Genomic DNA, 11569 nt, shown 5'->3' with positions numbered 1-11569 from the left:
ACAAGAAGAAATTCTCGAACTAATAGTCGACCGCTGCGCGGCCCTGGGGAGGTTCATCCAAAGATATCTGTGAGCGTCTTCGCAAAAGCATCAACATTAAAGGGAGGCGAAGAGACGAGCCTCCCCTTTTCCTTATCTCTTTGGTCTTCATTGTTGGTGAACTCTTGCAAGGAGATATTGTTCAGCTTTTCCTCTAATTCCGTTAGTTTTTTTTCTACTCCCGAAAGTCGTGCTCCCAGGTCCAACCACTGCCGCGCCACTTTCACCCTGGAGCCAGGAGGATATTTGAAAACCGGGTGGTTTTCCGGAAGCCACAAGTCCAGTCGTTTCATGCCTTTCCGGGTCATTTTGCCCCTCCTTGTACGTACAAACTGCACACTCACAGCGCCAGCAAGCCGCCTGTACGGACAAACGCCGTTAAAAATTCGCCAGACATCAGGCGTGGTCAGCATTTTTCCGTTCCGTACATGAAGCTACCCGGAAAGCATAAAACCGGGTGGTTTTCCGGAAGCCACAAGTCCAGTCGTTTCATGCCTTTCCGGGTCATTTTGCCCCTCCTTGTACGTACAAACTGCACACTCACAGCGCCAGCAAGCCGCCTGTACGGACAAACGCCGTTAAAAATTCGCCAGACATCAGGCGTGGTCAGCATTTTTCCGTTCCGTACATGAAGCTACCCGGAAAGCATCGTTAAATACCCAAGGGCGTTGGCAAACACCGGGTCGGGGACCTGCACCGCCCGCGGGAAGTACCCGGCCAGGATCTCTCCAAAGAGGAGCGCGCCTCCCCCTGCCAGGGCAACCAGAGAGAGAAACCCCGTCCTGTCCCCCCAGGCCGCAAGGACGTGGGAAGCGATTGCGTCCGCCGCCTCCCGCTTCGCCCGGGCGAAGGCGGGAGCCAGGTTGACTACCCTGCCCCGGTAGGAGATCTCCTCTCCATTCCGAACCCTCTCCAGCGCCTGCTGGTGCATCCGCGCCGGGAGGGGAGCTCCGGTCTGCCTCTCGAACGCCGCGGCCAGGGCACGATGGACAAGGTGAATCCCTGCCTCGACACTCCCGCAGGCTTCGGGGACGGGAACGGGAAAACCGTTTCTGACCTCAAAGAGCAGAAAGTCAGTTGTATAGGTGCCAACGTCGATCACGCCGACCATTCCGCTCTTTGGAAGCGAACTTCCCAGAGAAACAAGAATGCCTGCTCCCTGAGGGAATACCGCCACTTTTCCGAAAGACACATACCTTTCTCGACCGAAATTTACGCTCACCCAGGCGCTCAGCTTCGAGAGCCTCTCCTTCAGAGCATCCTTCTGCGCCCGGTAGAAGGAAAGGGGCAGACCGACCGCCAGGTCAGTGTTTCCTCCGGCAGCAACCGCGTCCGTCCCGGCACCGCATAGATAGGCCGCTGTGAGAAGAAGCAGGTCATGCAGGCCCTGGGGCTTCTCCTGCTGGGCGACAAAACCCTGTACAGCCAGGCTCTGGAGGGCAGCATCCCCGACCAGCTTTTCCTCCGCGCCGCCGATGGCGGAGACGCGGACGCGGTAGCCAGCGCCGTCTTTGAAGACGCCACCCAGGGGGTCGGTAACCGCCGGGGCCGCGGCCGAAGGAAAGGAAACCTGCGTTCCGGCGTCCGAGACCGCCTTCGTGAAGCCGTAGCCAATGTCAACGCTTAAATACATTTGAAACCACCTTCCTCAAGTACTGATTCCTCGATAAACACGTATGAGGCCCACAAAGTGAAAAACCCCGGCTCAAAAAAGGCCGGGGTAATTAAAAACCCACGCTTAATAAAGCGCGGGCGGTCGGAAAGGGACAAAACAACGTAAACTGAGATTTTAGGAAGTCCCCTTTTTTCAGGGAGAAAGGAAGAAGTCAAGCAGCAGCTATCCGGATCTCAAAGACAACCAACTGGTTTAGTCCATACTCTTGTTTCTGTCCCTCGTAGGTAGGCTGGAAACGAGATCAGAATGATTTGTTTTTCATGAGCAAAGTTAGTTTCAATCCCTCGTAGGTAGGCTGGAAACGGTTTTCAGGTCACGTTTTCAGGATAGTTTTGTAGAGTTTCAATCCCTCGTAGGTAGGCTGGAAACAAAATGAAAATTCCTTCTTTTGTTGAAATAAAAATTGTTTCAATCCCTCGTAGGTAGGCTGGAAACACAACACGCACTTTCACTATATAAACCTTATCCAGTGTTTCAATCCCTCGTAGGTAGGCTGGAAACCAAATACGCACCCTTTAAAACCTCAGCATAGACTACGTTTCAATCCCTCGTAGGTAGGCTGGAAACCCAAAAAGCCCTATACGAATTAGCGACCAATGCTAAGTTTCAATCCCTCGTAGGTAGGCTGGAAACCAGGATGACGACCTGGCGATCCTGGCTGCTGCCTTGGTTTCAATCCCTCGTAGGTAGGCTGGAAACCGGATGAAGCGTCAGGAAGCAGGCTTGTGTCCCCAATGGTTTCAATCCCTCGTAGGTAGGCTGGAAACTTGTTGGTTTCAATAGGGAGGTGGTCGCGAAGTGTCTGTTTCAATCCCTCGTAGGTAGGCTGGAAACACCTACTCAACATACCTCGCAAATCTAAGCATCCACGTTTCAATCCCTCGTTGGAACCAGTACCACGGTATGACTGTTTTTCCCTTGACAACCGTGCATTTCGCCACTCGGTACCAGAAGCCGCGCCAGTGGAAGGCCAGGGGTAGGCCGTTGGGCAATAAATAGACTTCCACGGGGCAGTTGTAGAGTTTGGACACATAAATCACCAAAAATAAGTATACCAGAACAAATGTTTGAAAAGCAAGAACGTTACTTAAGCTTGATACGCCTGCCCCAAAGATCTATATGTGGCACTCCCCTCCGACTTAGGTGGATCCATGAGACGGGGATGCCGTGGGAAATAGCCCATGCTTCGAGCTTTTTTCGGTCGTCGCACACGACTTTTACGAACCTGCCGGAAATGCCTTTGGCTCTTGCTGTCTTTAGTTTGGGGCAGGTCAGAATTGTAACTTCGGGGTATTCCAAGAAATCACCCCCCCAAAAAAAGACCTTAAAAAAAGAAAAAAGGTGCAAGGAATTTTACGCCCTGCACCTCGTTCAACTGGTCTTTCTTCCTTGTAACACCACAAACCAGTCGCTATAAACTGACCCTTCCGTTACCACCACCCCCGCCGCGTATGGGGGAAGATTTAAGTTCGTCGCTCCCGCTGCTCCGGAGCCGGAGAATTCGCCTTTTACGAGCGTTTCGGAAGGGCAGACCTCGAGGCTGGCGTCCGTCCAGAACTCGATGAGCCTTCTCTGGTTTGTTCCGTTCGTCGCCATGACGGAGACGGAGCCGACGGTGGCCTCGGTCGAAAGGTACGGGAACCGCGCCGTGAAGCTCGAGAGCGGGCCCACAGAGTCGACGAGTACCCCCACCTTTCCTCCAGCCTTGGTTTTTGGAAGTTGGCTCTGAGTCATCCCCTCAGTGATCATAATGTGCGTCGCCGGGTCGTCAGGGTTAGGTTTGGCCTGCCCTGCAGGAGCGGAGACGATTTCTCTGATCCTGACTCTCTCAAAGCCGATAACGCAGAAGTCAGCCGGATCACTCCATTCCGAGGGAATACCCATGCTGTCGTACACCCGGACCTGGATTTTGAATTGATATTCTCCGCTTGCCCAGAGGGGCCCTGGCACTGCCGGGTCCTGGCTTGTCGGTACCCGAAAACTCGGTTCCGGAGAGGAAACAAAGCCGGTTTCGTAAATCAGAGTATCGTCTAGTTTAACGATTTTTACTTCGTAGCCGGACTGGACATCTCCAGGATCCGGATCCGAAAAGCTCCAGGAAAAAGTTGGTGTTGTTGTGGTGTAGCAGGAACCCTGCTCCGGAATGACTGGCTTCTCAGGAGGATTGCCTGCTTCCAGCAGGACGGCAATATCTGTCCCAGGTACCGGAGCTTTTATCTTCGGCGTAACCTGCGGGTTCGTAGTGACAAGCTCTGCTCTCCACTTCACGCTCCTACCGGGTGATACGTCCGCCCAGAGCTCATACGTATTCGTTGCAGGCCAGGCCTTAGATTCATCCCCGATAGAATTCCAGCTCGCCCCGTTGTCAGGCGAGACCTCGCAGGCCGTTGCTCCGCCTGGAAGACCCCGGACACGGTACTTCTTCACCCAAGTTGTCCCGTCTGCCGTGACCGACCAGGTAACGGATGTTCCTTCGGGGAGGTAGTGGTACGCGCGTACCCTGACGTAAGAAACACTGTTGCCGGGATCAAAGGCCAGCGATTGTACAACCGCACTGGGAGCGTACCCACCAGCATTTTGCAGCCCGGCCACCGTAACCGACAGCTGAGGGTTGTAGACCAGTTCGGAGCCGTCCCACATGTAGTATTTAACCTGGTCCCCGTCCACGATGAGCCGGTCGTAAGTTCCCGGGCGCAGGGCGACGCACGTGGGAGCGCTGAGACCGGAAGTTACCGAAAGAGCAGAATTATAACTGAAGCCTGAGCCGTCAAAAGTATAGTGCTTCACCTGAGTGCCGTCCACGACGGCAACGTTTCTACCGTCCGCCGCGGCCACGGCCTTCGGGGCGGTCAGGCCGGTAATCGCCAGGGCAGGATTTTCGGTCATGCTGCCACCCGTTGAATTAAAGTACCGCACCTGATTCGGCTCAAGAATAACCATGTCGTAGTTGTCGGGAAAGAGGGCGAAGTCTATGGGGTTATTCAAGCCGGATGTTACCGAGAGCGCCGGGATTTCGGCCATTTCCGTACCCGTCCAGCCGAAGTACCTGACCTGCCCCTGGGCCAGCGTGGCGACATCCACGTCGCGCGCCCCCACGCTCACAACCCCGGTCAGCCCGGAAACGGACAAAGCGGGGTTGGAGAACATTCCGGTGCCGTCGAAGGAGTAGTGCGTCACCTGGGTTGAGGTCGCCACGATAACGTCGGGATACGGCGATGAGGTGAAGGCGGCCAGGGGATTGGAGAGCCCGGAGACGTTCAAAATTGCATTTTCAACCATTTGGGAACCATCGAAAGAATAATGGATGAGCTTCGTCGGAGTGAGGACCACGTAGTCCAGGTATTCGTCGTTCCAGAATGCGGCAATTTTTGGAGCATACTTCGGGAGCCGGATCTCGTTTAAGGTGGTGTCGACAACTGCGGATGTTTTCGTGAAGTCGATTGTGGAGGGGGTATCGGAGACGGTAATTTTGTAGCCCCAGGAAGCCGCAAGCACATACCCGGCTGCAAGAAACACCCCTAGAAGCGCCAGAAATGCCCCTAGAATCAGAGAAAATTTTGGGAGGTATACCAACCTATCCCTCGGCTTCTTTCGCCCCTTTTTAAAGCAATTTTTTTGCACAGTTCAGCCCCCTGTTCTCGTGGCTGCCGGTGCCATTTTTCTGGACGGTTTGCAAAGTATTTATCAGATCTGCCAAGCACATGGAATGCCCTCCTTAGAACTGAGAGAAATTATAAGTTACAAGACCACCGTGGGAAGGCCCTACCCCTAAAGGGGTGGGGAGGAAGTTACAACTCCTCTACGATCGCCTCTAATACATCCCAGTCATCGAAGTTTCCATCGCCATCCAGGTCTTCATCGCCCGATAACTTTAAGGTGGTGTCGACAACTGCGGATGTTTTCGTGAAGTCGATTGTGGAGGGGGTATCGGAGACGGTAATTTTGTAGCCCCAGGAAGCCGCAAGCACATACCCGGCTGCAAGAAACACCCCTAGAAGCGCCAGAAATGCCCCTAGAATCAGAGAAAATTTTGGGAGGTATACCAACCTATCCCTCGGCTTCTTTCGCCCCTTTTTAAAGCAATTTTTTTGCACAGTTCAGCCCCCTGTTCTCGTGGCTGCCGGTTTTTATCGGTTGCTTCTTTATGAACAGCAGGCAATCTTCTCCTTCTATATGCTCTTGCGAAAAACCTAATTTGGCAACAGTTTCGAGGAATTGCGGAAGCAAATCGATTGTTTCGCTGTCAAGCAAGAAAATTTCCCCCTCTTTCCTGAAAATGTTCAGTCCTGTGAAACCTGTGAAACACCAAGTATATGCCAGCCATCTTGCAATTTTAAAAACCTTACCAGCACGCTTACCTGCCTGCCGTCGATTTTGTACTCCGCCCGGCAGGCCATCATGTTTCCTTTGCGCCAGACCGGGGCGACGTTGACGCTCTCGACATGCCTGAACAACGAAGCTTTTTCGAGTACGCCTGCGCCCCTCTCGTGCGCCCGCCGAGCAGGCCCGCACAGATATTTCCCGGCCTCCTGGAAGCGGTTTTCTGCCAGGTTCCTCAGATACGAAGCAAGCGTTTCTTTCGTTTCTTGCGCATCCCTTTTTCCAGCGAAGCCCCACAAGCCAGACGGCCAAGGGGTTACTTCTGACGCCGACGCAACTTTCCAGCCGTTGTTTTTGCGTATCAGTTCGAGCCTGTACCACCCGGCGTCGCGAGATCCGTCCTGTAAGACAAGCTCGACGAACGCCTGGGCCTCGGCCCAACCGTTTCCTACGTTCGGAACGGAAATCCGGATATCAGCAGCTTCGGCGGTGACGAACTGCTCGGCGTTCTTCACGCGCCAGGCGACGGAGCCGGTGGAGAGCCTGCCCACCCGCTCCGCGTCCCCCGAGATAACAGCGCCCAAAAGGTCTCCGGCTGCCCGGGCGATAGGCACGCGCTTGTTCACTTGCCATGCAACAATAGTGCTAAGGAATAAAATAACTACGATGCAAAGGATTACAAGAAGTCTTTTCTGCAGAAGACATCACCTCAAAAAAAAGCCCCGGCTGTACAGCCGGGGCTTTCGTTAACCTTAACCTTGCGCTTCTTCCTTGATTTTATCCAACAGCACTTCAATTTCTCGGAACTTTTCAGATAGACAATTCTCAGCTTCTTTAATCAGTTCCTTTAGCTTTGCGCTGTTCTCTGCTACTGCCTCCATTTTTCTGTCTGCTTGCTTTACAGCTTCGACCAGATTCATTAACTCTTCGAGAAAAGACTGTGCTCTCGCGCCGGCAGATTTCAGTTCGATTTTTTCCGGCTCTGCTGCCTGTATCTCTCCAACAGGCACGAACGCTTCATGTGATTCTTTCAGTCCTACACAAACTCCATAATCTGTTTGATGCAAGTTATCTTCCTCCTCGTTTTCCAGTTTTTCGTTGAGATTTTCCCCGCCAGCTTTTTCTGGCTCTTGACTTAACTCATCAAACGGCATTTCCGTTGGCTCCAGAACATCCGGCCCTCCAACCGGCTCTCCATAAGGGCTCCGGTGATCGGTGTACTCCGTCTCAACGGGATTAAAGACATCAGCGCCTTCTTCGGATTTCTTTTGGCCAACAGATTTTTCGAGCAAGTTACTTTCTGGGCTAGGGCCGGATACAAACACCTCCCCTGCCGTTGCCACTGTTTCACCTTCAGCGGCATCTTCGACGACATCGGATTTTTCGGCTGCGCTGACAAACCCGCTTACGCCCAGCAGTGTTGCTGCTTCAGCTTCCGGCTTCCGCAGAATCATGGCGACAGGCTCAGGCTCTTCCAGCGCCCCCGGCTCTTCTTTTTTGCCGAGATTGTCCTTTGACCCAAGGGTTCCCCTCAGCAGAAATCCGATGGCCGTAGCGAAGAGCGCCCCAGAACCTGCGGCGCAGCCCTGAACGGCCATCAGGTCAAGCTGCTGCGGGTAACCAAAGGTTAGTGCGTAGAACACACCCGCCGAGACCGCTCCGCCCAGGAGGGGGAGCAGGGCGGGCCAGACTGGTTTTTTAATCACAATCGCCTCCTTCTGTCTTTTTAAGCTCCCAAATTTCTACTTTTAATTCGCCCTCGGTCCAGTTCATTACGACCTCCACGGGCCTTTCCCGATTGTTCCTAAACCTGTAATCCCAACCCGAGCTCCGCGCCACCGCCACGTCTTCCCCTGGGGCCGCGTAGGTCACGGGCTCCGTATGTGAGTGCTTTTCTACCCCTCCAGTCCCGCTTTTTCGACCGCGAATTGCAGGACGGTCGCCGTCCGGCAGATTCCGCCCCCGATGTCCTCGATCCACTCTGGGCCCTCGGAAGTTTCAATTAGGCTACGCGCCGGAAGGTAGCCCCGGCCAGCAGAGGGGATCCCCACGTGTTCGTAGAAAGAGAACACTTCCCCCGGCCCCACAACTGCGCCATCGATGGACTCTGCCGCCCTGATAGCGTTGTTTCCACCCGGGCCCGGGGGATTCGGGATTTCGGCCGCGGCGAGGAGCAGGGGGTACTTCATCTCCCGGATTTCCTCTAAAGCAACGGAACAGGTATAGCAGACAACCCGCCCGTCCTTCGCCCAGACCAGGGACGGAACGGTGTCGGTCGGGGAAGCGCCCGAACAGGTGCAGTAATTTTCTCTCAGGCCCGCTCGCCGGAGCAGGGAGTCGATTTCTCGCTTCGTTCCGCTCAGCGCCACGAGGTGCGGCCTTTTCTCCGGAGGAAGTAGGGCGATTTCTTCGAAGAATTCGAGGGGAACGTGGGGCCCGAAGAAAAAAGCAGGTTTTCGTTTCAGGTCGAGGGCGCCCCGGTTGGTTTTGAGAAAGCGCCCGGCCAGGGCGGGCGCATCCCGCGCTTGAGCAGGGGCGGGGGCCGGGCGCAGGTGGAAGCCCAGCACCAGGAGACCGAGGGCAGCGCAGAGTAACAGGGCGGGAAGCAGAACACCCTTGAGCCAGCGCACCTCTACCTCGACCTCTACCCCGCCTTCTTTAAGAGTGCCCCTGATCTCAGGTGGTGGATCCCCACGCAGAACTTATACCCGCTCGGGCTCCTGATGGTTACGAACTTTTCGGTTATCTGGACAACGACCCCTTCCCGCCCGTAGTTGTAGAACTGCGATTCCTTCCCTTCTTTTTTGTTCCAGCGGACGGTTACAGAATCTCCGACACGAAGGTTTCCAAAGTCTGTACTTGATCCGGGAATATTCTCCGGCAGCGGTTGGATAATGACCACTCCTTTCGGTTTTTTAAAAAAAGAAGCCCCGGTTCTTGTAAAAAACCGGGGTTTTCGAATTAGTTACGACTTACGCAACTTTGAACATCGTCAGGCTCTTTTGTGCGGCGTTTCCTGCCGCATCCTTTACCTCGACCGTAATCCGGTTCGCTCCAGACGCCAGGCCGGAAACGGAGATGGTGCTTCCGGTCAGGTTGGCCCAGGAAGACCAGGTTCCGCCGTTCACCTGGTATCTATACTGCAAGGTGCCGGGCAGGTTGTCGGAAGCAGTGATTTCCAGCATGGCCGAGGATGTTCTGGTTGCCGTGGCCCCGTTCAGGCCGCGCAGACTGGAGATCGTCGGCGGCGCCGGGTCGACCACGACGATGAACTCCTGCGGAGCAGACACAACACCGTAGGCGTCCTTAACCTGCACGCGCAGGCGGCAGGCGCCCTGACTCTTCACCAGGTAGACAGTCTTCTGGCTGGCGTAGCTCTCCCAGTCGCCCCAGACGCCCGTGCCGGGGTCGAACCGCACCTGAGACGCGCCCGAGTAGCTCAGGCTCAATGTAGGACTGTCCGAGTTCGTAAACAGCGCGGGCTGACCGTTCCAGGTGCCAGAGGAACCGCCGACAATGCTTACGCTCCCGGTCGGGGGCGCCGGGTTGTAGCCGATCTCGGCCACGGCCAGGGCGACATTCTGGGCCTGGTCGCATACCTGTACGTAGACTCTCTTTATGCCCGCGGAGGAGGTGCCGCCGTAGGTCGGGTTCGTGATGTCCCAGGATTTCGTCTGCTGGAACGGCTCCCACGCCGACCAGAGGTTGCCGTCGTTGCTGAATCTCATCTGCATCTGGGACGTGGTGGAGGCGTTTGAAAGCCGCGCGATATACCAAATGTTACCTAAGCCAGAGCTGGACGAAAAATCCAGGGCATCGGCCTTCGAAACGGGCAGAAGCACGACAACAAAACAAACTAATACCACAAGCAATAAATTAGAGTATGTCGCCCCCCCCCGCTCCAGTTTTTGCCATTTTCCTAGTAACCATCTCAAATGTCCGCATACTTTCTTCCTCCTCTTTTAGATTTTAAAAACAGTCATCTGACCCGTGGCCATCGCACCTGCCGCGTTGCGGGCTTCGACGTAGACGGTATGCGCACCGGAACCGATGATGCCCGTGGCGGTCGCTACCGACCCCACCGGCACCCACTCGCTCCAGGAGCCGGTGTCGGCCTTCACGCGGAATTCGGTTGCGCCGGAAGCCTGGATCACCACGTCAAAAGAGGTGGCCCTGGTGCAGGTGGCGTTGTTGCGGCCGGAGACCTTGAGGATCAGGGGACCGATAGAGACCTTGACATTGAGAATCTCGGTCAGCGCCTGGTTGGCCTTGTCACGGGCCTCCTTCGCGAGGGTGGCGGCAGACTTGCTCTCCACGGAGTCCCAGACCCGGGCGGCCGCGGTATCAGCGCTTGTCTTCGCGGCATCGGCGGAAGCCTTGGCGTTAGCCGCGATGGTGGCTGCGGTGTCGGCGGCGTTCTTGGCGTTAATCGCCTCGGTTTTTGCTGCATCAGCACTGGCCTTTGCAGCTTCAGCAGTTGCCTGATCAGCCGCATAGCTTATGTTAGATAGCGTCCCGCTGTTGATTCCAAGCGCGCCATACCAGGTATACTGATGTGCGTAACGACCAATGATAACGCTTGACCATGCTTCTCCTATCCACGTCACAGTTATAGTTTTGGAAGGGCGGACCAAGCCGTTTCTAACAACTACTCCATCAACGACAATTTTATATCCACAAAAATAGTAATAATCTGGATTATATAACTGAACGGAAATAGCTATGACCTTGTGACCACTGGGAACATTAAACTGCCACATTACTTCTAACTGGCCATTCCTGGGAGGATAATAAGGCTCTGCATAAGGAATATTAACCGTGTAGTTTGTCGGTGCACCGGCAGCAAATGCCTCCAGACCACCCATCAAAACACACAACTGAATAGCAAGTACAGTAACAAGTAATCGTCTTCTCATCGCAGCTTCCCTCCTTCAAAAAATCTGTGCTGTTCCTCCTTTTGTCGGACAATAAAGGCAAGAAACCACGTCACGCCCGCTCCACCCCCGGCACAAACACCGACAACGCCCCGTACTCCCGCCGGAGCAGCCAAAGCGCATCCAGCATCCGCGGCCCGTCCCGGAGGAGCCTCACCTTCGACCCCGGCCTCTCACGCCAGGCGACGGGCACCTCTACCACGTGCAGTCCAGAAAGTCGCGCCCACAGCAAGACCTCCACGTCAAAAGCGTACCGCCCGCAGAGCAAGGGCTCCGATCAAGCCCCAGTAGCACAACGCTAACTACCCAATGCCGAAGACTAGGTAAGATCCCACCACCGCACCAATACCCGCCCCTGCCACCTCCGCCAGCCAGTACCTGAGCGGAATCCGGCTCCCACATGCCCGGCATCTGCCCCGCAGGAGAAGATAGTTAAGCACTGGCAGGTAGACCCAGAACCCCACCGGAGTCCCACAGGCGTCGCACCGGGAGTACCCACCGAGGGGGATCCTCCGTGGTAGCCTGTAGGCGGCACAGGCCAGGAAGCTGCCAACAAAAGCCCCAAAATAAGCACCGTAAATTACCCAGAACATTTTTACCT

The 11569-nt window shown here is 55.1% G+C and carries 14 protein-coding genes and 1 CRISPR repeat array; all 14 genes read right to left on the bottom strand.

All coding sequences use genetic code 11. The annotated features are described in order from the left end of the window. Window positions 1-53: 53 nt before the first annotated feature. The gene (locus HPY58_14280) at window positions 54-347 is read right to left on the bottom strand and encodes a hypothetical protein (GenBank protein NPV30780.1); all 294 of its coding nucleotides are present in this window, start codon (window positions 345-347) and stop codon (window positions 54-56) included. A 326-nt stretch (window positions 348-673) separates the two neighbouring features. Further along, on the bottom strand, window positions 674-1672 hold the full coding sequence (locus HPY58_14275) for a ParM/StbA family protein (GenBank protein NPV30779.1): 999 nt from the start codon (window positions 1670-1672) through the stop codon (window positions 674-676). Between the two features lie 249 nt (window positions 1673-1921). Beyond that, window positions 1922-2614: a CRISPR direct-repeat array (repeat unit 30 nt; unit sequence GTTTCAATCCCTCGTAGGTAGGCTGGAAAC). A gap of 471 nt (window positions 2615-3085) precedes the next feature. Then, window positions 3086-5287, bottom strand: a complete 2202-nt coding sequence (locus HPY58_14270) for a hypothetical protein (GenBank protein NPV30778.1) — start codon at window positions 5285-5287, stop codon at window positions 3086-3088. Window positions 5288-5502: 215 nt separating this feature from the next. Beyond that, complete coding sequence (locus tag HPY58_14265; GenBank protein NPV30777.1) at window positions 5503-5808, bottom strand: hypothetical protein; 306 nt, start codon at window positions 5806-5808, stop codon at window positions 5503-5505. Further along, entirely contained in the window at window positions 5789-5965 is a 177-nt protein-coding gene (locus HPY58_14260) for a hypothetical protein (GenBank protein ID NPV30776.1), read from the bottom strand. The genes HPY58_14265 and HPY58_14260 overlap by 20 nt, the downstream gene beginning before the upstream one ends. Window positions 5966-5994: 29 nt before the next feature. Continuing rightward, window positions 5995-6648 carry a hypothetical protein gene (locus tag HPY58_14255; protein NPV30775.1) on the bottom strand — a complete coding sequence of 218 codons (654 nt, stop codon included), beginning with the start codon at window positions 6646-6648 and terminating at the stop codon, window positions 5995-5997. 138 nt (window positions 6649-6786) lie between these two features. After that, complete coding sequence (locus HPY58_14250) at window positions 6787-7740, bottom strand: hypothetical protein (GenBank protein ID NPV30774.1); 954 nt, start codon at window positions 7738-7740, stop codon at window positions 6787-6789. Further along, window positions 7733-7906 carry a hypothetical protein gene (locus tag HPY58_14245; protein ID NPV30773.1) on the bottom strand — a complete coding sequence of 58 codons (174 nt, stop codon included), beginning with the start codon at window positions 7904-7906 and terminating at the stop codon, window positions 7733-7735. The genes HPY58_14250 and HPY58_14245 overlap by 8 nt, the downstream gene beginning before the upstream one ends. A 23-nt stretch (window positions 7907-7929) precedes the next feature. Beyond that, on the bottom strand, window positions 7930-8664 hold the full coding sequence (locus tag HPY58_14240; protein NPV30772.1) for a VanW family protein: 735 nt from the start codon (window positions 8662-8664) through the stop codon (window positions 7930-7932). Window positions 8665-8678: 14 nt separating this feature from the next. Further along, on the bottom strand, window positions 8679-8936 hold the full coding sequence (locus tag HPY58_14235; protein ID NPV30771.1) for a hypothetical protein: 258 nt from the start codon (window positions 8934-8936) through the stop codon (window positions 8679-8681). Between the two features lie 70 nt (window positions 8937-9006). Further along, window positions 9007-9906: a hypothetical protein gene (locus tag HPY58_14230; protein NPV30770.1), complete on the bottom strand. Its 900-nt coding sequence runs from the start codon at window positions 9904-9906 to the stop codon at window positions 9007-9009. A 90-nt stretch (window positions 9907-9996) separates the two neighbouring features. Continuing rightward, the gene (locus HPY58_14225) at window positions 9997-10950 is read right to left on the bottom strand and encodes a hypothetical protein (protein NPV30769.1); all 954 of its coding nucleotides are present in this window, start codon (window positions 10948-10950) and stop codon (window positions 9997-9999) included. Between the two features lie 70 nt (window positions 10951-11020). After that, window positions 11021-11209: a hypothetical protein gene (locus HPY58_14220; protein NPV30768.1), complete on the bottom strand. Its 189-nt coding sequence runs from the start codon at window positions 11207-11209 to the stop codon at window positions 11021-11023. 61 nt (window positions 11210-11270) lie between these two features. Then, window positions 11271-11569: prepilin peptidase (locus HPY58_14215; protein ID NPV30767.1), on the bottom strand; the 299-nt coding region annotated here is incomplete at its 5' end.

The organism is Bacillota bacterium (assembly GCA_013177945.1).
In the GTDB taxonomy this organism is placed as follows: domain Bacteria; phylum Bacillota; class DSM-12270; order Thermacetogeniales; family Thermacetogeniaceae; genus Ch130.
The sequence above is the reverse complement of the archived record's forward strand: the minus strand, read 5'-3'. Positions and strand labels throughout refer to the sequence as shown.